This is a genomic window from Peribacillus sp. B65, assembly GCF_058513295.1.
Genome location: NZ_CP195840.1, coordinates 2,661,233 through 2,681,002, shown reverse-complemented (window position 1 = coordinate 2,681,002; position 19,770 = coordinate 2,661,233). Strand labels below are relative to the sequence as shown.

The window sequence follows — 19,770 nt, the reverse complement described above, 5'->3', positions numbered from 1 at the left end:
ACCCTAGTGATGCACGGCATCTTCCGGGTTCAAGAGATGGTATCATCCTTTAAACGCTGGTTCCTTTTGGTGACCTCATCTTCGAATTGCTTCGTTTTCATTTCTTCCTTCTTTGAATATCTTATAATTGCCCTCATCGTAAAAACGGCTGCCACTAAAAAAATGAAGCAAGTTATACCAGCTGAGATATATTCAGTCTTGTCTTCCGGAAAGTAAAGAAACAAACCTAGTAAAGCATGATTGAGAAAATCCATCCGATACATCCTTCCTGATAGGGAATTAAACTGCATTATCCCATTATATCAATTACCAGAACAATCCACTAGTGGGCTTAATCCACTAAACCCCGAAAAAAAAGAGAGGCACTGAGCCCCTCGCTTCTCTTTTATTTATAAAATGGTGATCCCTTTTATGACCACGTCCACTGCAGGCTTGTCTCCCGCAACTGTCTCCACGTTAGCAATCGTATCAACAACGTCCATGCCTTCGACCACTTGTCCAAAGACAGAGTGTTTATGATCCAGCCATGGTGTGCCGCCTTGCTCCATATAAGCACTGATGATTTCTTCCGGATAACCGGCTTGCTTCATTTGCTCACCCATCCTGCTGTCTACATGCTGGGCTTGTACGACGAAGAATTGGCTGCCGTTTGTTCCCGGGCCTGCATTTGCCATGGAAAGAGCTCCGCGCAAATTGAATAATTGCATGGAGAACTCGTCCTCAAATGGAGTTCCCCAGATACTTTCTCCACCCATTCCAGTGCCTGTCGGATCTCCGCCTTGTAGCATGAAATCCTTGATGACACGGTGAAAGATGATTCCTTCGTAATAACCGTTTTCAGCATGTGTCAAGAAATTCTCCACTGTCTTCGGAGCCAGTTCAGGGAATAGTTTAATTTTAATATCGCCCATCGTCGTTTGCATGATGACCGCTTTTTCATTTTCCAAAACTTCACTTGTTAATTGTGGAAAGTTTGTCATTGTTCATAACCTCTTTCTTTTTAAAATTAAATGGCATGAAACACCATTTTTCATCTTCATTTGTACACTTTACACGATTTTCATAAAAAAAGCATCTTTACGAAATTGAACAAATTCGCTGTGAAAAATCGTCGTTCTTATGTATCATGAAGGAAGTTAAAAGAAAGGTGGTAGGGAAATGTCAGAACAGGATTTTAAAATCGGCGATAAGGTTACCGCCATATATAAAACTGGAAAATACATCGGGGAAGTCACCGATATCAGACCTGCTGCATATCTTGTTAAAGTGTTGGCTGTCTTGAAGCATCCCATGCAGGGAGATCTTCATAACCCGAAGCAAACGGAAGTGTCCATGTTCCATCAGCGGCGTGCTCTAGCTTATCGGGAGCAAACCAATGTACCAAAGAATATGGTCAGGAACTTTAATGAGGAGATTCCTGAGTATAAGGAATCCTTAAGAGAAGCTGTTGAGAAAATGAAAGGCACTTTAAGCGAAGTCCAAACAGAATGGAATGATAAAAGCTTACAGTTGCTTGAAGATCTAGAGACGGATTATTTTAAATAAAGCATGATAAAAGCCAAATCAGTAGTATATGATTTGGCTTTTATAACGCTAAATGATTCAATACTTTTGATAAATCAATGCGATCGCCAATTGTCGTCGGTTCATGATTTTTCATATAACTTTTATCTTTCTCCACTAACTTAAAGATATTATATGTCGTAATCGCATCATCCAGCGCCCGGTGATGCTTGCCTGTCCCTTCTTTGCCATAGGCCTGTACAGCTTTCCAAAGCCCGGTTTGATTTTGATCACCGAAAAAGCGTTTATACTCCAGGCAAAGATCACTTTGTTTCCCTGAAAAAGGGAAATCCAATCCTGCTTTCTGACAGTTCTGGCGAAGTACCTTCATGTCCATATTTCCCCAGGTAACAATCGTCGTCGGGTGCTGCTCATCTATTTTCTTCAATAAATTAACCAGCTCTTCAAATGAAATCCCCTGGTCCACCTGATCCTGGGTAATGTTCAAGAACTTTTTGCATCTTCCCGTTAAGACTGGAAATTTCATTGGGTTAACAAAAGATGAGAATTGCTCCTGAATGGTCTCATTAATGACGGTGACTAAGCCCACCTCAATGATTTCCGGATAAAACCCTACTGGATTGGCTTTTCCTTCCGGCATCGTAAATTCAAAATCAATGAATACATATTGCTGTTGTTCCTCCATTTTTATGACCCCCTTCATATTCGTGACATCAACATATAAACAAAAAATGGTTTTTTTCTCATAGACTATTATAACAGAAGATTTAGAAAGTTTTTCGTAACACACCATCTGGATAGCTATTGCCGTCATACCTAATTTATCCAAAACTCTTTATTGTCTACCTTATTTGGATTATGATGGATGAATGAATCAAAAGTACCATTTTTTCATTCCTTCAATCCTAGGACATACTAAAAATATATTAGTTAGGAAGTTGAACTATGCGCACGTATCTTGGTTATATCACGATTTCCCTCTTGATTCCCGTCTTGATCCTTTTCATTTTCCTTTCCTATCAGGAGTGGTCCTTAGCGCAATCTCCCTATCATGTACTCGACGAGCGAATTCCCATTGAATCGATAGAACTGGCTCAGGATAGTTACATAAAGGCCGCAAATGGAAAGGTCATCAGTGAAATTTCCACTGGTGAGAAACGGACTTACCTTAAACTTGAAGACATCCCCCTATTCCTGGAAAATCTATTCATCGTTACAGAGGATCAGAAATTTTATGATCATGCAGGCGTTGACCTATCCGGCATAAGCAGGGCGCTTCTTATCAATTCGCAAAATAAAACAATCGAACAAGGCGGCAGTACCATTACCCAGCAACTGGCCAGGAATGTTTATCTTTCACATGATAGGACGTATAACCGAAAACTCAGTGAACTCATTTACGCCTATCAGATAGAGCGAAAAAAATCAAAACCGGAAATCATGGAGCTGTATTTGAATGCCATATATTTCAGTAATGGAGCTTATGGAATCGAAGCTGCTTCCCAATATTATTTCAGTAAAGCGACTGAAGAGTTATCCAAGGCGGAACTTGCCTTCCTGGCCGCAATCCCTAATAATCCGGAAAACTATAACCCTCTTAAACATTTCGATGAGACGAAAAAGCGCCAGGAAAGATTACTGAAACAAATGGTGGCCGAAGGTGATTTAGAGCAGGCCGAGTACGAGAAGCTTATCAAAAGTACGATTAAATTAGACTTGTCCACCCCGGTCGACTTATATCCCGATTATGTGGCATATGTTCATCAGGAATTGAAAAACCTGGTGGCATCCTCCGAGGGTCTTGATAAATCTCTGCAAAGCCCTGAAGTCGCCATCCGTAAGAAAGCGGAAGCTGAGCTGGATAAAAAGGTCAAAAAGCTTTTGAATTCCGGTGTAACCATCCATACCGCACTCGATACCAAGCTGCAATCACAGTCAAAGACTGCCTTACAATCAAAAATCGGTGTCAATGATATCGAGGGAGCTTTAGTGGTTATACAGCATCATACGCACGAGCTTGTCTCTTTGATTGGGGGAAAAGATTATAAAATAAATTCTTTCAACCGTGCATACCAAAGCTATAGGCAGCCAGGATCAGCCATTAAGCCGCTTCTCGATCTCCCTATTTGGAGGAAACGGATGCTGACATCAATCAGCTAGTTAGCGGTGCAAGCTATTGCAGCAATAGCTATTGTCCAAAGAATTATAGCGGTGACAGCTACGGGATGGTCACACTAAGAACTGCCTTCGCTCAGTCCTATAATACACCCGCCATTAGAATTTTTGAAAAGACGGGGGTGGAAACGAGTTTCAAGTACCTCGATGCTTTCGACTTTAAAAAGGTGAGCAACAAAGACCACCATACGAGTTCGGCCATAGGCGGATTCGAATATGGCATGAGTCCCCTTGAACTGACAAATGCCTATACTTCCTTCAATGACGGAAACTATCAGCCAGCCCGCGCCATTATTAAAGTCACCGATCAAGAAGGTAAAGTCCTTTATAAATGGAAAGACCGCCCCAAGGAGATTTGGAGCCAAAGCACCGTAGCCAAGATGCGGCAGCTGCTCCATGAAACGATCATTTCCGGGACAGCCCGCAAAGCCTACTTTCCTACAGAATATGTCGGCGGTAAAACCGGTACGACCAATGATGTGAAAGACTTGTGGTTTGTCGGCCTGACAGCAAACTATACAACGGGGGTTTGGATTGGAAGGGACAAGCCATCCAATCTACAATCCATTTATTCACATACACCCCATGTATTGATTTGGAAAGATATCAGCCAGACTGCCGAGTGAAAAAAGAAGGTGCCGCAATGGCACCTTCTTTTTTATGGCTATATGGGAAGGCTTGCAATGACGCTGTTATAAAGCTTCAATCCTGCATAAGTGACTATTGAAATCAGTGCCGTCCAAACGAAGATTGGAAAGAAAACCAATCCCACTAACCTCGACAAGTTCAGGCTCGGGCTTAACTTATTGACAAAATAAATTAAAGCAACGACATTCGTTGCGATAAAGATGGACCCAAGCCCGATGATGAATTGAACACTGAACAATGAACAGGCACCGCCAATCACATATATGACAGACCCCTTTCTTACACTGTTCAGGGCTTTACCTTCGGAATCCATGGAAAAGAATAATAAAGACAGCTCCAATACCGTATCGGAGATCAGCTTCAATGCGGCAAAAACCATAAAGAATAATAAGAGCAATACGATCAGCAGCGCCAGCTTAATGCCGGTTTCAGAAAAAAACTCCAGCATCCCTTGGTAGATTCCCAAATTCCCAAATAAAGAGAGCATTTGCATTTCCCCATAAATAGAAAAGGAGAGGCTGAATAGTAGAATTGAAATGATTGGTAAATAGCTAAGTAAATATGTGTTTTTCATGATTTCTCCATCCACGCGTCTTTTATCCTATATTATGCAAGATAATCCATCATTTCACAATGAATACTCTACTAATTCACCCTGGAAAAACTTTTTTCAATAAATTTTTCAGGACGGTTTCCCCTCCTTTTCTACCTATATATAAAACATCATTCAAGTTGGCCTTCACCGTTTTTAATGCCATGCAAACCCACATAAATTGCGTTATACTTTTAAGCGAGACAAGCATTCGATAATAAAATACATATTCAACGAAGATTTCCTAACGTCTAGGATTGCGCGAAAAAAGCATAATAAGACGACTGACTTCGTTTTAAAAAAGGGGGGAGTTTATGTCTTTACTTCATTGGGCGGTATTATCACCGTTTCTATTAGCACTTATTGTACCGATATTGTACAAACTATTTCGACAAATACATACAGGATGGTTTGTTTTGATTTTACCGATTCTCCTTTTCACCTATTTTTCAAGGTTCATTTCCTTGACCAAACAAGGGGATATCATTATGGAAAGGGCAACATGGATTCCTTCTCTCGGAATTCATGTTGATTTCTATGTAGATGGACTAGGGCTTTTGTTCGCCTTGCTCATTACAGGTATAGGTTCACTCGTCGTTCTGTATTCAATTTTCTATTTATCGAAAGAGAAAGAAAAGCTGAACCAATTTTACGTCTTCCTTTTACTTTTCATGGGAGCAATGCTTGGTGTCGTCCTATCCGATAACCTAATTGTCCTTTATTCGTTTTGGGAATTCACGAGTTTATCATCTTTTCTATTGATAGGATATTGGAATGAAAGGGAGCGTTCACGTTATGGAGCGCAGAAATCCCTGCTGATCACTGTGCTTGGAGGCCTAAGCATGCTTGGTGGCATCATTCTCCTTTCCGTTATGGGGAACACATTCAGCATACGTGAATTGATTGCCCAAAGCGGGGAACTTATGGACCACTCGCTCTTCGTTCCTGCACTTTTGCTTGTGCTGCTTGGCGCGTTCACTAAATCCGCACAGTTTCCTTTCCATATCTGGCTTCCTGACGCTATGGAAGCCCCGACACCGGTCAGTGCTTACCTTCATTCCGCCACAATGGTCAAGGCCGGAATTTATTTGGTTGCCCGATTAAGCCCTGTTTTTGCAGAATCAGGATTATGGTTCTGGCTCGTTTCGATCGCCGGATTGATCACCCTGTTCTGGGGTTCATTCTCTGCTATCAAGCAGACTGATTTAAAGGGGATTCTCGCTTTTTCCACCATCAGTCAGCTCGGATTGATCATGTCGCTTTTGGGACTTGGTGCGGCGGCCCTTCACTATGAATCTTTAGGGGAAAATATATACTTGGCAGCTACTGTTGCAGCAGTATTCCACTTGATTAATCATGCGACCTTCAAAGGCAGCCTTTTCATGGTTGCAGGCATCATTGATCATGAAACCGGTACACGTGATATCAGAAAGCTAGGCGGATTGATGCAGTTGATGCCGATCACTTTCACCGTCGCTGTCATAGGTGCTTTTTCAATGGCTGGACTTCCGCCCTTCAATGGTTTTTTAAGCAAGGAAATGTTCTTGGCCAGCATGGTGAATGTATTGGAATTGAATATCTTCAATATGGAGACATGGGGGGTCCTGTTCCCTGTGGTGGCATGGGTAGCTAGTGTATTCACTTTTATTTATAGCATGATCGTCGTGCTCAAACCCTTTACAGGCAAACTTCAGTTACAACTATTGGACAAGAAGCCCCACGAGGCGCCGATCGGGATGCTGATATCCCCGATCATCCTTGCTTCGTTGGTCATCGTTTTCGGTATTTTTCCAAACTTGCTATCTTCATCAATCATTAAACCTGCGGTAGCCGGCATACAGCCAAGCTTGGCGGGACCGGACTTCCAAGTCCATATCGCCTTCTGGCATGGATTCCAACCTGAAGTATGGATGACCATCGGCATCATAGCATTTGGAATCCTTTTATACAAAACGCTTCCGAAGTGGCAAAAGATCACCCAGTGGATTCCTGAACGTATATCCCTGAATGCGTTGTATGATAACGGGGTTAGAGGGCTCGAACGCTCAGCTTCCATCGTCATGAAAGTGTTAATGACAGGTTCGATTCGGACTTATCTGCTTTCAATCTTCCTTTTCTTCATTCTTTCCTTGGGCTTTTCGCTCTATCGGAAGGATGCATTTAAATTGGATACAGGGAATTTTGCCCCGATCGGCATATATGAATTGGTATTAGCTGCGATCATCGTGATTGGCTCGATCGCCATTCTGTTTGCAAAATCCCGTTTAACTTCCATTATCATCTTAGGAGCCGTCGGTTATACGATTTCCCTATTTTTCGTTTTGCTGCGGGCACCGGATTTAGCCTTGACTCAACTAGTCATCGAAACGATTTCGGTATCGCTGTTTTTGCTCTGTTTCTTCCACCTTCCGTTAATGGCAAGCAGAAAGGAAGAACGGATGACATTCAAGTTGAATAATGCCCTGATATCCATTGGTGTAGGAGTCATCGTGACATTGATTGCCTTATCGGCACATAGCAATAAACTATTTGATTCCATCTCCAGTTACTATCTTGAAAATGCTTATAAGGAAGCAGGCGGGAAAAACGTCGTAAATGTCATTCTCGTTGACTTCCGCGGACTTGATACGATGTTTGAAATCAGTGTCCTTTCCATCGCTGCGCTCGGAATATTCGCGATGATCAAATTGCGTTTGACAGGGGGGAAAGATAAATCATGAAGCAAAATGACCTGATTCTCCAAACGGTTACGAAAGTCGCCGCCTTTGTTATCTTGCTGTTTGCGGTGGCCATCTTTTTAGGCGGGCATTATTCGCCAGGTGGCGGGTTTGTCGGCGGTTTAATGACTTCAGCCGCCATAGTCCTGCTGTTGCTCGCTTTCGACATTAAAACCGTCACCGGCATCTTGCCGATTGACTATAAATTAATGATCGGGTCAGGCTTGTTCATATCAAGCCTGACCGTGGCCGGCGGGCTGGTGTTCGGGGTGCCCCTCATGACACATGTTTATCATTATGTTGATTTACCGCTTCTTGGGCATATCTCGCTTCATACCGCGGTACTTTTTGATCTGGGTGTTTATCTTGTGGTTGTTGGTGTAACGATGACCATTATTCAAACGATAGGGGAGAGTGAATAATGGAACTTTTAATGGCCATTGTCATTGGAATACTATTTATGTGTGCGACCTATTTAATGCTTTCCAAAAGCATATTAAGAATCATAATCGGTACAGGGCTTCTAAGTCACGGCGCCCACCTTTTGATTTTGACGATGGGCGGTTTGAAAGGCGGTTCCGTTCCATTGCTAAGTGATGAAGCTGCATCCTATGTCGACCCGCTTCCGCAAGCGCTTATCTTGACGGCGATCGTCATCAGTTTCGGAGTCACATCATTTCTGCTGGTACTTGCTTATCGGACCTACCAGGAACTCGGTACGGATGACATGGAAGAAATGAGAGGTACGGAAGCGAATGAATAATCTTACTTTCCTGCCTGTTTTATGGCCGCTTTTCACAGGCATCCTTCTCATTTTCTTTGCCAAAAAAATCAAGCTGCAAAGAGGGATATCCCTTACTTCCTCTCTTATCGGGATTGTGATTTCCCTATATCTAGTATTTACGGTCCATACTCAAGGGATCCTGACTTTAGGTGTCGGCAGCTGGGATGCGCCATTCGGGATCGTGATCGTCGCAGATATGCTTTCTTCGCTGCTCGTACTGACCACGAATGTCATTGGATTTGCAATACTGCTTTACTCGTTTTACTCCATAGGGGAAGAACGTGAAAGACATTATTATTATCCTGTATTTCAATTTTTACTGATTGGAGTGAACGGTGCCTTCCTAACGGGGGATCTTTTCAATCTATTCGTATTTTTCGAAGTCATGCTGATGGCTTCCTACGTGCTGCTGGTACTGGGAGGTACGAAAATCCAGCTGAGGGAATCATTGAAGTATATCATCGTCAATGTACTATCCTCTTCCTTTTTCGTCATTATGGTGGCGTATCTTTATTCAGTTCTAGGCACATTGAACATGGCTGACATCAGCCAGAGGATAGCGGAAGTCAACCAGCCTGGTATCATCTCGGTGATAGCGATTGGGTTTCTGATCGTATTCGGTTTGAAGGGAGCCATTTTTCCGCTCTTCCAATGGCTTCCAGGTTCCTATTATGCTCCGCCCATTCCAGTGATGGCCCTATTCGGGGCATTGCTGACAAAGGTCGGGATCTATTCCATCTTCAGGACCTATACACTCATGTTTTATCATGACCAGGATTTCACCCATACTTTCCTTGCGATACTTGCTATCTTGACCATCATCATCGGTGTCATTGGTGCGGTAGCCTATTGGGATGTAAAAAAAATCATCATTTACAATATCATCATCGCAGTCGGGGTTATCCTATTCGGCATCTCCGTAATGAATGAACAGGCTTTATCGGGATCCATTCTATATATCATTCATGACATGCTAATCAAGGCTGCACTCTTCCTTCTGGTTGGCATCATGATCAAAATCAGCGGATCGGATGATCTACGGAACATGGGCGGCCTGATCAAGCAATACCCGGCCGTCGCATGGACCTTCTTCATAGCTGCCATATCATTGGCGGGAATTCCGCCGTTCAGCGGTTTTGCCGGCAAGCTCCTGATTCTTCAGGGAGCAGCAGAAAATGGGGCCTACTTAGGAATGGCCGTTGTCTTGCTTTCGAGCTTGATGGTCCTATATTCCGTCATGAAAATATTCATGAATGGCTTTTGGGGAACTCCAAAAGCTGATTATGCCTTAACTAATAAAACGGTAAATAAAATGCTGGTTCCTGCCGTACTCCTTGTCATCATTTCCGTTTTATTCGGAGTAGGAACAGAATCAATATACCCATTCATAACGCAAGCTGTAGATTCATTAATGAATCCCGAAATCTATAACAAAGCGGTTTTAAAGGAGTAGTGCCTGATGTCATTCCAAATTTTACTGAATGTGTTCCTTGCGGTTATCTGGATGTTTTTGAAAAATGAGTTTAACGGGAGCACTTTTATCATCGGATATATATTGGGGCTCGGCATCATGTTCGTCTTCCGTCATTTTTTCAATGATCGTTTTTACTTGAAAAGGGTGAATGCCGTCTTTATATTGCTGCTCATATTCGCAAGGGAACTCATACTTTCCAACATTAGCGTCCTTAAGGCCGTGCTTAAACCGAACCTGGATATGAGACCCGGCATATTCGCATTTGAAACCGTGCTGACCAAGGATTGGGAAATTACGATACTATCGAATCTAATTACCCTGACACCAGGAACACTTGTCGTTGAAGTATCGGAAGATAATCGGATTCTTTATATCCACGCGATGGATATTGCCGACAAAGCCGAGGCCGTGGACAGCATTAAAAATACATTTGAAAAAGCGATTATGGAGGTGAGCAAATAATGTTCGATCTAATGCTTAAAATCGCGCTGCTAGGTGTTTCGCTTTCCATGATTGGATTCTTATACCGTTTAATCAAAGGGCCTTCCGTACCGGATCGGGTCATAGCACTCGATGCAATGGGAATCAATCTTATCGCAATCGTTGCACTTGCCTCCATTGTCATGGATACAAGCGCATATCTGGAAGCCATTCTTCTGCTCGGTATCCTATCTTTCATTGGAACGGTCGCTTTCGCCAAATTCCTTGAGAAAGGGGAGATAATCGAAGATGACCGCAATCGCTGAAATCCTATCGGCCCTATTCCTATTAATGGGAGTCTTTCTCTTTTTAGTCTCGGCTTTCGGCATCATCCGGCTGCCCGACGTCTATACAAGAAATCACGCTGCCTCAAAAAGTTCGACACTTGGAATCATGTTCATCCTGATCGGCACCTTGTTATATTTTTATTATAAACATAGCCATTTCGATTTCAGGGTCGTGCTCGCAATCATCTTTATCTTCATGACCAGCCCTGTTGCCGGACATTTAATCATGCGCTCGGCTTATCATACTGGCGTAAAAATGTGGGATCGGAGTGTACAGGATGATTTAAAGAAAACCCGGTGATTCCTACCATTGCAAAAGAGCTGCCCTGATTACAGGAGCAGCTCTTTTCTGCCTCAATCCTTTAAAAATACCTCATCGCCCACTCTGATTTCACCTGTTTGCATGACCGAGGCATATACGCCAAAATGATTTTTCCTTTCCTTGACCACAGTTTTCAAAAGTGATGGATCTCTCTGGGAATCGCTTGGATCGACAGTTATGATCATACAGCGTTCACAATGCCTTTTGATCTCCAATTCCACTTCATTTCCGATTAGAATCCTTTTTCCGAACCATTTCTCTTCTACAAAGGGCGTTTTGTTCACTAGAGATAGCACTAAATTTTGCCTGAATCTCCTGCCATCCAGTTCTTTTCCCCAAAGTTTTGTCAATTCGCCAATCGAGGCATCACTGACAAGCAGGATGTTTTCTTCTTCAATCGCTCCTAACGGAATATGTGCAGGGTGATAAACAACGGGTGCTGCCTCCTGTTTCAACAATCGGTCCATTTCCTCCTGAAAGGCTCCCTCTCCCCATGTCAGCACGTTTCCTGAAGGAGTCTTCACTTTGATTTCCGGATATTGACCAAGGGTTTCCTCACCAGAAAAAACAGCTTGATAACGGACCATTTCCGGGACTTGGGTTATCGTCAGGAACTTCCCATTTTTATCTTTAAAGGCATGACTGCGATCTCCATATAGTCCATAGTCCATCACCTTCGTTTTCTGTACCTGTTCACCAGTGAATGATTTTACAGGATGACGGGTGATTTCTTGTATATGACCCACCAGCATAAAAAAAACCTCATTTCATACAATAGTCTACTGCCATCTTATACTTAAACCGGACACTGTAGAATCATTGCGTCCCTTTATTGAAATCGTTCTTTTGATTCACTTTGGCTTTGGTAAGTCGATAACCGCCAATGTACAGCGTGAAATGCAGATAAGATGATCCTCTTCATCACGGATTTTCACGTCCCACACCATCGTCGTCTTCCCGCGATGGATGATGTTCCCTTCTGCGGTAACAACACCGGAACGGACGCCCCTAACATGATTTGCATTGATTTCAAGGCCGACGACAGCTTGTTTTGTACTATCTACCAGCATCATTCCTCCAAAGCTTGCAACGGATTCCGCAAGGGCAACGGACGCTCCCCCATGCAATAAACCATACGGCTGCCTAGTCCGTTCATCCACAGGCATCGTCGCAATGACTTTCCCCTCGCCGACTTCTTTCATTTCAATCCCAAGCGTGCCTATCAATGACTTTTCAATATTTCTCTCCATCCCATTACCCCCGACTCTCATGTTTTTTTTACCAAAAAGTGAATCACTATTCATAATAGTATACATAAAAAGGATGACCCAAGTCTATCAAGTCATCCGTCAATAATGTAAATGTATTATTTGGAGAGGATTTCTTTTAATTCAAACCAGCTTGTCAGTCTCGGAATATCCAATTCCCTGTTATAGGAGTTATCCATTGCATACACTTTCGTTGGAATATCCAATAACGTTTCCAGCACCGCCGGTTTATCATCAAAATAATAATCCAATTCCAATTTGCGGATCGTATCAATTTTTTCATGATCCTTCATCCCACAGTAAAAATGGTCATCCTTAACCGGAAAGCCGTTTTCAATCAGCCATTTTTTCGTCCGTTCACCATGCTCCGCTTTTCTGGCGGTAATGTAATAGATTTCATGGCCATCACGCTCAAGCTCCTGCAGCGTTTCCACTGCGCCCTCAAAGGCTGGACAGGATGAATAATACACTTCATCGGCAAGGCTGTTCCACATTTTGCCCCCAGCCTCTTTATCAAGCCCGAAAGCTTCATGGATCTCCAACGTCTTTAAAGCTCTGAATTTCGTTAACTCTATATTCGTCTTAAGCTTTTCATTATAAAGATGGAACGCGAACTCCCTCAAGTTAATAAGGGTATCGTCAATATCAAAACCGAATTTCATATCCTTCACTCCTATTCAAACATAAGCTGCGGCAAACTGTGATGCGAAGGACATTTCCTTGTCCACCTGAATGGCCTGTAATCTTTCAATCTCGGCTTTTCTTTTTGGCTCAGCCATTTTAAGTCCAAGGAAGCCAGTATCCCCCTGCAGGATGCAGCCAGAAATAAGCTCGGCCAATATATCAGCATCCTTCATGGCACAATTGAGTCCGAACGCACCTGTAGGTGTCATCGTATGGGCTGCATCACCTAATAGAGCAACGCCATCCTTTGTCCACGTTTCACAATAGCTGCTGTAAACATCCAATAAAATGAAGTCCTGCCAAGAGCGGATATTTTCATACACAACCTTTTTTAATTCAGGGAAGGCAAAAAGCAAATCTTCTATGAACGGTTCAAAATGCTGTTTTCGCAAATGGGGATATGAACCATGTTCTATATTCCAGCCAATTTGGATGAAACCTCCAGCCTGGGTAAAGAGGGCAACCTGGGAGCCATTGACCAATGCCATCTTGATCGAAGGCTTCCACCCCTCCGGAGCAGGAATTTTTGCCCACAGTAAATCATAGCCATGATTTTTAATCACTACTGGTATCTCCGCTTTTTTTCTAACGATGGAAAATCTGCCGTCCGCTCCGATTATTAATGAACTCTGCACTTCCAGGTCATTTCCGCCATTTCGAGCCTTGACTCCCGTAAAACGGCCCATTTCATCCTGTATCAAGTCAGTAACCTTCGTATTCATCATCAATTTAAAAGAGTCCAGCTTTATGGCTTGATTCAATATAGCTCTAAGCAGATGATTTTGAGGGACATGTATCCCAACATGATCGACCGGCCATTCAGGGAAAATCCTTTTGAATATTTCGCCGTCATGCCAATATTCAATTTGTTCCATCCTTAGCAAGCCAAGTCTTTCCACACTCTCGAATAAACCGTGCTTTTTAAGAATGCCCTCTCCTTCATCGTTCAAGAACTCGCCCCTGAACTCCCTCGAAACCTCAGAATGCCTCTCAAGCAAAACGACTGAAATATCCTGCTTGGCCAATAGGTAAGCCAGCAGCGCTCCACCAGGACCTGATCCGACTATGCACACATCTGATTTAACCAACATGCTTCTTCACCTGTTGTCTATTTTTTATTTAGGATAAGCCGTGATGCGTATGTCCTCACCAAACGTTTCCACGCCAGAGAAGGAAACATCCATCGCTTCATCCATCGTATCCACATTCATTCCAGTAAACGGTGTTAGTGAGTTTCTTCCGCCCAATAGCTTAGGGGCTATATAAATCAAGAATTTATCGATGAGCCCTTCCCTAAGGAATGAGGCATTCACTTCGCTTCCGCCTTCCAGCAAGACATCCGTAATCCCCTTTTTATACAGCTCTTCCATCAAAGCCCTTAGATTTAGTCCCGTCTCGTTTTTGGGGACGAAAATGAATTCGATCCCTCTTTCACGTAGAAGGTCCATTTTATCCGCAGGTGCATTTTCCTGCGTCACGATCAAGGTTTTCGCATCTGATGCTTGTACAACATTGGCATCCAAGGGAACCCGTAATTCACTGTCTAATATGACTCGGATCGGATTTTCCCCTCCACCCTCCGGAAGTCTGGTCGTCAGTGATGGATCATCGGCCAACACAGTCCCGATACCAACTAGAATGGCATCCACCTCATCACGCAGCAAATGAACGGAGTGACGTGATTCTTCTCCTGTTATCCATTTTGAATGACCTGTGTGGGTTGCAAGTTTTCCATCGAGCGTCATCGCATACTTCGATATGACAAATGGACGATTCGTCAGCATATTGTGAATGAAACGCTCATTCAGCCTTTGAGCTTCCTTTTCCAGGACGCCAACTTCCACTTCAATGCCCGCATCCTTTATGATCGATATCCCCCTGCCGGCTACTTCCGGATTCGGATCTTGAGTAGCCACGACAACCCGCCGGACACCTGATTCTTTCACCAAATTTGCACAAGGAGGTGTCTTTCCATAATGGGAACAAGGCTCAAGAGTCACATATAGCGTTGCACCTTCTGCATACTCACCCGCCATTTTGAAAGCATGTACTTCCGCATGCGGTTCACCCGCTTTACGGTGAATCCCTGTCCCGGCTATCACACCGTCTTTGACTATGACTGCACCGACCACCGGATTCGGATTCGTCTTTCCTTTAGCACTGGCTGCCAAATCCAGTGCCAGCTTCATGTAATATTGATCATCATTCATACTATAGCTCTCCTTATACAATCAAAGTTGGCTTCTTTTGAGGAATATGTCCAGACTTCTTAACTTTTGTATCGAGATAGAAACTATTATCTTCCGTCAAACCGCCCCAAAGCGGAATATGGTCCTTTGCCGCAAGTCCATGCTTCATGAGGGCATCCAGCTTTTTGGGGTTGTTCGTGATTAAAGTCACAGGATCCTTGCGGAGTTCCCTCAACACGCGGATGGCTCCCTCGTAAGATCGCGTATCATCTTCGAATCCTAAAGCCTCATTCGCCTCGACCGTGTCATAACCTTCCTGCTGAAGCAAATAGGCAAGAGATTTTGAAAACAGGCCGATCCCTCTTCCTTCATGGTCCGCAAGGTAAAAAATGGCCCCGCACCCATGCTCGGCTATCATCTTCATAGATTGGTGGAGCTGGTAGCCGCAATCACAGCGTTTACTGCCGAAGATATCACCTGTGTGACAGATGCTATGCATCCGGACAAGTGCATCCTCCGACTTTTTAAAGTCACCATATACCAATACGGAGGATTGCTGTCCGAAAGCGAGGTTGGCTTCCGAGAGCGAATCAAGCACCGCTTCCTTGCCATTATCCGCGCCATCAAGCTGTAGCCACGTATACCATTGGAAAACCGTTGAGAAATCTCCTTGCTCAACAGGCAGGTTCACAGGCCCTACAAGGCATATATCAGCTTTTCCCGGTGTTTTTATGATATTCATTTTATCTATTAAAAGGTTTTTTGTTTCCTCGGTTATTTTCATGTTAACATCACCTATTTTTAATTTATAGTGTGCCTTCTCCTTACTTTAGGTAAGTAAGTATATTACTATACACTATACCTGTCAATGAAGCAGTTTACAAATAATAGTGTGTCTTTGATCATAATTTTCAAGAAGTTAATTTGCAGAAGAAAGGTCAATCCCAAACCGCTATCATATCGGCTGGCCTTTATACATATTTTAACGTATAACGAAAACGTGTCTATAGACAGACTTAAGGAAAGGAAGAAAACCTTTTGGAGGATTTCCCTTATTTTTTATACGACCCTATCCTGTTTCCGCCTCACGCCAGAGCAATGAATATGAATCGGGAACGGGAAGGATTACTGCGTCCCTACTCGGCAACCAATCCGGATCTGCTAGTTAAATCGGCAAAGACCTCGCAATCCCTAATGGTTGATGTAAAAAAAGTCATGGATACTTTAGCCACATCCAAACCCTTCTCGAACCGGTTGATGACTGCTGCCCAAGCATCACAAAAAAATGTCGTGATCGATATGATCCGAAAGATAGGAATTAAGAACGAACCTGATATCACGTATAACCCCGATGGGATCCGTTTTGATTTCTATCCTAAAGCAGGGGAAGAAAATTGCCATATCATCGTCAGCTTGAAATGGAGGGATGTATAACTTCCAACACCTTTCTGGTAAAAAAACCGAAGCCTATTTTCGGCTTCGGATATTTGGGTTCATCTTGTTTTCGTTTCAAAGGTTTCAACCAATAATGCAAGCGTTCGTGCCATGACACCGGTAGCCCCCGCCGTGCACAATTCAGAGCTGTTCGAGGTGGTGGATGTTCCGGCAATATCCAGATGGACCCACGGAGTGTCTTCGGCAAATTCGCCGATGAAGGCCCCGCCCATGATCGCATGTCCTGCCCCTCCAGGTGAATTATTCAAATCCGCTATTTTACTGTTGCGTACCCGCTCTTTATCCTTTTCTGTAATCGGCAATCTCCAAATGGGCTCCCCGGCCTCCTCTGAGGCTTTGACCACTTGTTCATAGAATTCCGTGTCATTTGTCATTGCTCCCGTCATATCCATGCCCAGTGCGGTTATGACACCACCCGTTAAAGTGGCAACGTCAATAAGATAGTCTGCACCATGATGTTTAGCGTATGTCATGGCATCCGCCAAAACCAGCCGGCCTTCCGCATCCGTATTCAATACCTCTATCGTCTTGCCGCTCATGGCAGTGATCACATCATCCGGCTTGAATGCATCACCGCTGATCATATTATCAGTGGAAGGAATGACAGCCACGACATTTTGGTCCGGTCCTAATTCGCCGATTATTTCCATTGCACCTAAAACAGCTGCCGCACCGCCCATATCCGTCTTCATTCCAACGATTCCGGCCTTCGTTTTCAATGAGTATCCACCCGTATCGAATGTGATGCCTTTACCTACCAACCCGATAACATCCTTCCATTCATCCTTACCTTGATACTTCAGGACGATCATTTTCGGAGGCTCGACCGAACCTTGATTGACAGCAAGGAGTGCACCCATTCCCAACTTAAGCATATCCTCCTTCTCGAGGATCTCCACTTCAAAACCATAACGTTCACCCAAGGCAGATGAATAATCCGCCAAATCCGTGGAAGTCAACAAATTGCCTGGCGTGTTGACCAATGTTCTCGCTGAATTCGTCGCCCTTCCGAAAATTCTCCCTACATGAAGCGCGGCACCGACCTCTTCTTGATCATATTCGCTGTATACCGTAATCGATTCAAGGCTTTTTTCGACCTGGTTCGATTTTTGCTTGTATCCGTCAAATTTATAGGAAGCAAGTTCGAAAGCCTCGGAACAAGCATGCGCTGCATCCAACGCATCCAGATTTTCAGTCGTGAATGTATCCAAAGCGATTGAAAGTGTCGTAATCTTGGATTCTTTTATCGTCTTACGAGCTTTTCCCAACGCTTCGCGGAGCGTTTCAAAGGATAGCTCCTTTTCCTTGCCCAACCCTACAAAAATCAATCTCTTTATGCCTAATTTACCTAATGTATGTATTTTGACCACTGATTTTTTCCTGGAAGAGATTTCCCCCTCCTTCACTAACTCTGTTAGCTGGCCGTCCAATCGTTCATCTGCTTCTTTTCCTATGCCTGAGAATTTTACGGGTCTGTCAAATACGCCTAGAATCAGGCATTCGTCAATCAAATCTATATTCAAGGAATCTTTTACTGTGAACATTCTGCTACCTCCTCCATTCGATTACATTCATTATAACGAAATCTTCAAAAATTTTCGAATAAGGCCCGCAAATATAATAATAACAAGTGATATTGTTTAGAATGAGTGACTTTAGAGTAATAGTATAAGAAAGATCATATTTATACTTATACCAGCAGGGAATCGACAGGACTGAATGGAACTAATAATAAGGGCCTTATTCCGAGCAGGATGTAATTACCCATATATGGTTTTCATCTTTACTTATAACTAGAAAGAAGGCTGATACTCTTGGAATTATTACTCAACTTCCCTTTAATCGCAGCATTGATTGCCATTTTCTTTGCTCAATTCATTAAAGTGCCCATCCACTTCATAGCATTTCGTAAAGTGAACTGGTCACTCATTAACTCAACAGGCGGTATGCCAAGCTCCCACTCAGCGGCCGTGTCAGCCCTAACCGTAGCGGTAGGGATCGAAACCGGTATGAAATCCCCTGTATTTGCCGTTGCCGCGATTTTTGCAGTCATCACGATGTTCGATGCGACAGGTGTGAGACGGCAGGCAGGAGAACAGGCGGCCGTCTTGAACCAGCTCGTTACGGACTTCAATACATTTGTCGAGCAAGCAAAGAACTGGCAGAAAAAAGCAGATAAACAGAAACAGCAACAATTAAAGGAACTGTTGGGACATAAGCCAATCGAGGTATTTTTCGGAGCCTTGACCGGAGTATTCATTGCGCTGGCACTTCACTTTTTCATCTTTCAAGGGTAGGTGTTCAATTTGAAAATAATCTCTCTTTGCCCCAGCAATACGGAACTCTGCACATATCTAGGGATTGAAGATCAGCTGATCGCCATCGATGACTACTCTGATTGGCCTGAAACCTTACAGCACCTTCCTAAGGTGGGTCCCGATTTATCCATTGATATCGATCATGTAGAATCACTAAAACCCGATTTGGTGTTGGCTTCACTAAGTGTACCGGGCATGGAAAAAAATATTGAGGGGCTAAAAGAACGAAACATCCCTCATATCATCTTCAACCCGCAATCACTTGAAGATATCGCAAAAGATTTACTGACCTTGGGCGATGCCATGAATCTTAAGGAAAAAGCAGAGGAACAGGCTGCCAAATTCCGTGATGCCATCCTTCAATACAAAAACGTCGCAGACAAAATCGAAACAAAGCCGTCGCTGTATTGGGAATGGTGGCCTAATCCCTTATTCAGCCCCGGGGGAGTTAATTGGTTATCCGAGATCAGCACGCTTGCGGGAGGATATAACCTTTTCGAAGATGTCGACATGGCAAGCATTCAAGTCACTTCCGAAGAGGTCCAAAAAAAGGATCCCGACCATATTTGCTTAGCTTGGGTCGGTGTCCCTTTACGAAAAGTAAACCCGGAGCTGGTCAAGAAACGGAAAGGGTGGACTGATATGAAGGCAGTCCGGAATAACAATATTCACATAATGGAAGAGCCTTTATTCTGCCGCCCCTCCCCGCGATTACTGGATGGGCTTTCCAAATTGGCAAAGACTCTGCATCCTGAAGCCTACAAAAGCATGGACTAAGGCGTCCCGAACGGAAAACAGACAATCAAAAAGGCTGCCTCAATTGAGGCAGCCTTTCGCTTTCACCTTTGTCCAT

At 43.6% G+C, this 19,770-nt stretch carries 24 protein-coding genes; 13 read left to right on the top strand and 11 right to left on the bottom strand.

From position 1 onward, the window contains the following. Positions 1 to 29 precede the first annotated feature (29 nt). Both ACSR9O_RS13145 and ACSR9O_RS13140 read right to left on the bottom strand, forming a co-directional pair. On the bottom strand, positions 30 to 254 hold the full coding sequence (locus tag ACSR9O_RS13145) for a hypothetical protein (protein WP_101223612.1): 225 nt from the start codon (positions 252 to 254) through the stop codon (positions 30 to 32). Between the two features lie 135 nt (positions 255 to 389). Further along, the gene (locus ACSR9O_RS13140; RefSeq protein ID WP_098371439.1) at positions 390 to 980 is read right to left on the bottom strand and encodes a peptidylprolyl isomerase; all 591 of its coding nucleotides are present in this window, start codon (positions 978 to 980) and stop codon (positions 390 to 392) included. Between the two features lie 178 nt (positions 981 to 1,158). Here ACSR9O_RS13140 and kapB point away from each other — a divergent pair, with 178 nt between their 5' ends. Beyond that, the gene (gene kapB, locus ACSR9O_RS13135) at positions 1,159 to 1,545 is read left to right on the top strand and encodes a kinase-associated lipoprotein KapB (RefSeq protein ID WP_101223613.1); all 387 of its coding nucleotides are present in this window, start codon (positions 1,159 to 1,161) and stop codon (positions 1,543 to 1,545) included. 40 nt (positions 1,546 to 1,585) lie between these two features. Here the strand turns inward: kapB and kapD are convergent, their stop codons facing one another. Further along, a complete protein-coding gene (kapD, locus tag ACSR9O_RS13130) occupies positions 1,586 to 2,209 on the bottom strand; it encodes a 3'-5' exonuclease KapD (protein ID WP_101223614.1) in 624 nt (207 codons plus the stop codon). Positions 2,210 to 2,469: 260 nt separating this feature from the next. On the opposite strand from kapD, the gene ACSR9O_RS13125 reads away from it, so the two are divergent. Together ACSR9O_RS13125 and ACSR9O_RS13120 are read left to right on the top strand one after the other, a co-directional pair. Continuing rightward, positions 2,470 to 3,684, top strand: coding sequence for a transglycosylase domain-containing protein (locus ACSR9O_RS13125; protein WP_491724489.1), 1,215 nt, complete (start codon positions 2,470 to 2,472; stop codon positions 3,682 to 3,684). Then, on the top strand, positions 3,651 to 4,325 hold the full coding sequence (locus ACSR9O_RS13120) for a penicillin-binding transpeptidase domain-containing protein (RefSeq protein WP_491724488.1): 675 nt from the start codon (positions 3,651 to 3,653) through the stop codon (positions 4,323 to 4,325). The genes ACSR9O_RS13125 and ACSR9O_RS13120 overlap by 34 nt, the downstream gene beginning before the upstream one ends. A 38-nt stretch (positions 4,326 to 4,363) precedes the next feature. Here ACSR9O_RS13120 and ACSR9O_RS13115 read toward each other — a convergent pair whose 3' ends face one another. Then, positions 4,364 to 4,921, bottom strand: coding sequence for a YufK family protein (locus ACSR9O_RS13115; RefSeq protein WP_260358703.1), 558 nt, complete (start codon positions 4,919 to 4,921; stop codon positions 4,364 to 4,366). A 332-nt stretch (positions 4,922 to 5,253) separates the two neighbouring features. On the opposite strand from ACSR9O_RS13115, the gene ACSR9O_RS13110 reads away from it, so the two are divergent. From ACSR9O_RS13110 to mnhG, 7 genes are read left to right on the top strand one after another with little or no spacing between them, the layout of a single operon-like run. Then, the gene (locus ACSR9O_RS13110; RefSeq protein WP_491724487.1) at positions 5,254 to 7,659 is read left to right on the top strand and encodes a Na+/H+ antiporter subunit A; all 2,406 of its coding nucleotides are present in this window, start codon (positions 5,254 to 5,256) and stop codon (positions 7,657 to 7,659) included. Then, positions 7,656 to 8,078, top strand: coding sequence for a Na(+)/H(+) antiporter subunit B (locus ACSR9O_RS13105; protein WP_098371445.1), 423 nt, complete (start codon positions 7,656 to 7,658; stop codon positions 8,076 to 8,078). The genes ACSR9O_RS13110 and ACSR9O_RS13105 overlap by 4 nt, the downstream gene beginning before the upstream one ends. Beyond that, on the top strand, positions 8,078 to 8,419 hold the full coding sequence (locus tag ACSR9O_RS13100) for a Na(+)/H(+) antiporter subunit C (protein WP_076368129.1): 342 nt from the start codon (positions 8,078 to 8,080) through the stop codon (positions 8,417 to 8,419). The genes ACSR9O_RS13105 and ACSR9O_RS13100 overlap by 1 nt, the downstream gene beginning before the upstream one ends. Further along, entirely contained in the window at positions 8,412 to 9,893 is a 1,482-nt protein-coding gene (locus tag ACSR9O_RS13095) for a Na+/H+ antiporter subunit D (RefSeq protein ID WP_402943792.1), read from the top strand. The genes ACSR9O_RS13100 and ACSR9O_RS13095 overlap by 8 nt, the downstream gene beginning before the upstream one ends. A gap of 6 nt (positions 9,894 to 9,899) precedes the next feature. Continuing rightward, entirely contained in the window at positions 9,900 to 10,376 is a 477-nt protein-coding gene (locus ACSR9O_RS13090) for a Na+/H+ antiporter subunit E (protein WP_402943789.1), read from the top strand. Between the two features lie 11 nt (positions 10,377 to 10,387). Continuing rightward, positions 10,388 to 10,660 carry a Na(+)/H(+) antiporter subunit F1 gene (locus ACSR9O_RS13085; protein ID WP_370023645.1) on the top strand — a complete coding sequence of 91 codons (273 nt, stop codon included), beginning with the start codon at positions 10,388 to 10,390 and terminating at the stop codon, positions 10,658 to 10,660. Further along, positions 10,644 to 10,982, top strand: a complete 339-nt coding sequence (gene mnhG, locus ACSR9O_RS13080; RefSeq protein ID WP_101223619.1) for a monovalent cation/H(+) antiporter subunit G — start codon at positions 10,644 to 10,646, stop codon at positions 10,980 to 10,982. The genes ACSR9O_RS13085 and mnhG overlap by 17 nt, the downstream gene beginning before the upstream one ends. Before the next feature lie 53 nt (positions 10,983 to 11,035). On the opposite strand, the gene ACSR9O_RS13075 is transcribed toward mnhG, so the two are convergent. The 6 genes from ACSR9O_RS13075 to ACSR9O_RS13050 all read right to left on the bottom strand — a co-directional run bounded on the left by ACSR9O_RS13075 (position 11,036) and on the right by ACSR9O_RS13050 (position 15,928). Then, complete coding sequence (locus tag ACSR9O_RS13075) at positions 11,036 to 11,755, bottom strand: MOSC domain-containing protein (protein WP_101223620.1); 720 nt, start codon at positions 11,753 to 11,755, stop codon at positions 11,036 to 11,038. A 99-nt stretch (positions 11,756 to 11,854) separates the two neighbouring features. Next, positions 11,855 to 12,253, bottom strand: a complete 399-nt coding sequence (locus ACSR9O_RS13070; RefSeq protein ID WP_101223621.1) for a hotdog fold thioesterase — start codon at positions 12,251 to 12,253, stop codon at positions 11,855 to 11,857. A gap of 116 nt (positions 12,254 to 12,369) precedes the next feature. Beyond that, entirely contained in the window at positions 12,370 to 12,933 is a 564-nt protein-coding gene (locus ACSR9O_RS13065) for a 5' nucleotidase, NT5C type (protein WP_101223622.1), read from the bottom strand. Positions 12,934 to 12,948: 15 nt separating this feature from the next. After that, positions 12,949 to 14,046 (bottom strand): FAD-dependent monooxygenase, encoded by a 1,098-nt coding sequence (locus ACSR9O_RS13060; RefSeq protein WP_230176208.1) that lies wholly within the window; start codon positions 14,044 to 14,046, stop codon positions 12,949 to 12,951. A 24-nt stretch (positions 14,047 to 14,070) separates the two neighbouring features. Next, positions 14,071 to 15,165: a bifunctional diaminohydroxyphosphoribosylaminopyrimidine deaminase/5-amino-6-(5-phosphoribosylamino)uracil reductase RibD gene (gene ribD / locus ACSR9O_RS13055; protein ID WP_230176207.1), complete on the bottom strand. Its 1,095-nt coding sequence runs from the start codon at positions 15,163 to 15,165 to the stop codon at positions 14,071 to 14,073. Between the two features lie 13 nt (positions 15,166 to 15,178). After that, positions 15,179 to 15,928, bottom strand: a complete 750-nt coding sequence (locus ACSR9O_RS13050) for a GTP cyclohydrolase II (RefSeq protein ID WP_101223625.1) — start codon at positions 15,926 to 15,928, stop codon at positions 15,179 to 15,181. Positions 15,929 to 16,242: 314 nt separating this feature from the next. On the opposite strand from ACSR9O_RS13050, the gene ACSR9O_RS13045 reads away from it, so the two are divergent. Further along, positions 16,243 to 16,578 (top strand): YuzC family spore coat inner layer protein, encoded by a 336-nt coding sequence (locus tag ACSR9O_RS13045; protein ID WP_491724486.1) that lies wholly within the window; start codon positions 16,243 to 16,245, stop codon positions 16,576 to 16,578. Between the two features lie 59 nt (positions 16,579 to 16,637). On the opposite strand, the gene ACSR9O_RS13040 is transcribed toward ACSR9O_RS13045, so the two are convergent. Next, positions 16,638 to 18,143: a leucyl aminopeptidase gene (locus ACSR9O_RS13040; protein WP_491724485.1), complete on the bottom strand. Its 1,506-nt coding sequence runs from the start codon at positions 18,141 to 18,143 to the stop codon at positions 16,638 to 16,640. 270 nt (positions 18,144 to 18,413) lie between these two features. On the opposite strand from ACSR9O_RS13040, the gene ACSR9O_RS13035 reads away from it, so the two are divergent. Together ACSR9O_RS13035 and ACSR9O_RS13030 are read left to right on the top strand one after the other, a co-directional pair. After that, entirely contained in the window at positions 18,414 to 18,896 is a 483-nt protein-coding gene (locus tag ACSR9O_RS13035; protein WP_101223628.1) for a divergent PAP2 family protein, read from the top strand. A gap of 9 nt (positions 18,897 to 18,905) precedes the next feature. Continuing rightward, positions 18,906 to 19,694, top strand: a complete 789-nt coding sequence (locus ACSR9O_RS13030) for a cobalamin-binding protein (RefSeq protein ID WP_101223629.1) — start codon at positions 18,906 to 18,908, stop codon at positions 19,692 to 19,694. Positions 19,695 to 19,770: the final 76 nt, after the last annotated feature.

Excerpts from the sequence above, each read along its gene's own strand:
- ACSR9O_RS13105 (WP_098371445.1), top strand. The coding sequence starts at position 7,656 with ATGAAGCAAAATGACCTGATTCTCCAAACGGTTACGAAAGTCGCCGCC.
- ACSR9O_RS13145 (WP_101223612.1), bottom strand. The coding sequence starts at position 254 with ATGGATTTTCTCAATCATGCTTTACTAGGTTTGTTTCTTTACTTTCCG.
- ACSR9O_RS13040 (WP_491724485.1), bottom strand. The coding sequence starts at position 18,143 with ATGTTCACAGTAAAAGATTCCTTGAATATAGATTTGATTGACGAATGC.
- ACSR9O_RS13050 (WP_101223625.1), bottom strand. The coding sequence starts at position 15,928 with ATGAAAATAACCGAGGAAACAAAAAACCTTTTAATAGATAAAATGAAT.
- kapD (WP_101223614.1), bottom strand. The coding sequence starts at position 2,209 with ATGGAGGAACAACAGCAATATGTATTCATTGATTTTGAATTTACGATG.
- ACSR9O_RS13140 (WP_098371439.1), bottom strand. The coding sequence starts at position 980 with ATGACAAACTTTCCACAATTAACAAGTGAAGTTTTGGAAAATGAAAAA.
- ACSR9O_RS13085 (WP_370023645.1), top strand. The coding sequence starts at position 10,388 with ATGCTTAAAATCGCGCTGCTAGGTGTTTCGCTTTCCATGATTGGATTC.
- ribD (WP_230176207.1), bottom strand. The coding sequence starts at position 15,165 with ATGAATGATGATCAATATTACATGAAGCTGGCACTGGATTTGGCAGCC.
- ACSR9O_RS13115 (WP_260358703.1), bottom strand. The coding sequence starts at position 4,921 with ATGAAAAACACATATTTACTTAGCTATTTACCAATCATTTCAATTCTA.
- ACSR9O_RS13110 (WP_491724487.1), top strand. The coding sequence starts at position 5,254 with ATGTCTTTACTTCATTGGGCGGTATTATCACCGTTTCTATTAGCACTT.
- ACSR9O_RS13065 (WP_101223622.1), bottom strand. The coding sequence starts at position 12,933 with ATGAAATTCGGTTTTGATATTGACGATACCCTTATTAACTTGAGGGAG.
- ACSR9O_RS13095 (WP_402943792.1), top strand. The coding sequence starts at position 8,412 with ATGAATAATCTTACTTTCCTGCCTGTTTTATGGCCGCTTTTCACAGGC.
- kapB (WP_101223613.1), top strand. The coding sequence starts at position 1,159 with ATGTCAGAACAGGATTTTAAAATCGGCGATAAGGTTACCGCCATATAT.
- mnhG (WP_101223619.1), top strand. The coding sequence starts at position 10,644 with ATGACCGCAATCGCTGAAATCCTATCGGCCCTATTCCTATTAATGGGA.
- ACSR9O_RS13125 (WP_491724489.1), top strand. The coding sequence starts at position 2,470 with ATGCGCACGTATCTTGGTTATATCACGATTTCCCTCTTGATTCCCGTC.
- ACSR9O_RS13090 (WP_402943789.1), top strand. The coding sequence starts at position 9,900 with ATGTCATTCCAAATTTTACTGAATGTGTTCCTTGCGGTTATCTGGATG.
- ACSR9O_RS13045 (WP_491724486.1), top strand. The coding sequence starts at position 16,243 with ATGAATATGAATCGGGAACGGGAAGGATTACTGCGTCCCTACTCGGCA.
- ACSR9O_RS13070 (WP_101223621.1), bottom strand. The coding sequence starts at position 12,253 with ATGGAGAGAAATATTGAAAAGTCATTGATAGGCACGCTTGGGATTGAA.
- ACSR9O_RS13060 (WP_230176208.1), bottom strand. The coding sequence starts at position 14,046 with ATGTTGGTTAAATCAGATGTGTGCATAGTCGGATCAGGTCCTGGTGGA.
- ACSR9O_RS13100 (WP_076368129.1), top strand. The coding sequence starts at position 8,078 with ATGGAACTTTTAATGGCCATTGTCATTGGAATACTATTTATGTGTGCG.
- ACSR9O_RS13075 (WP_101223620.1), bottom strand. The coding sequence starts at position 11,755 with ATGCTGGTGGGTCATATACAAGAAATCACCCGTCATCCTGTAAAATCA.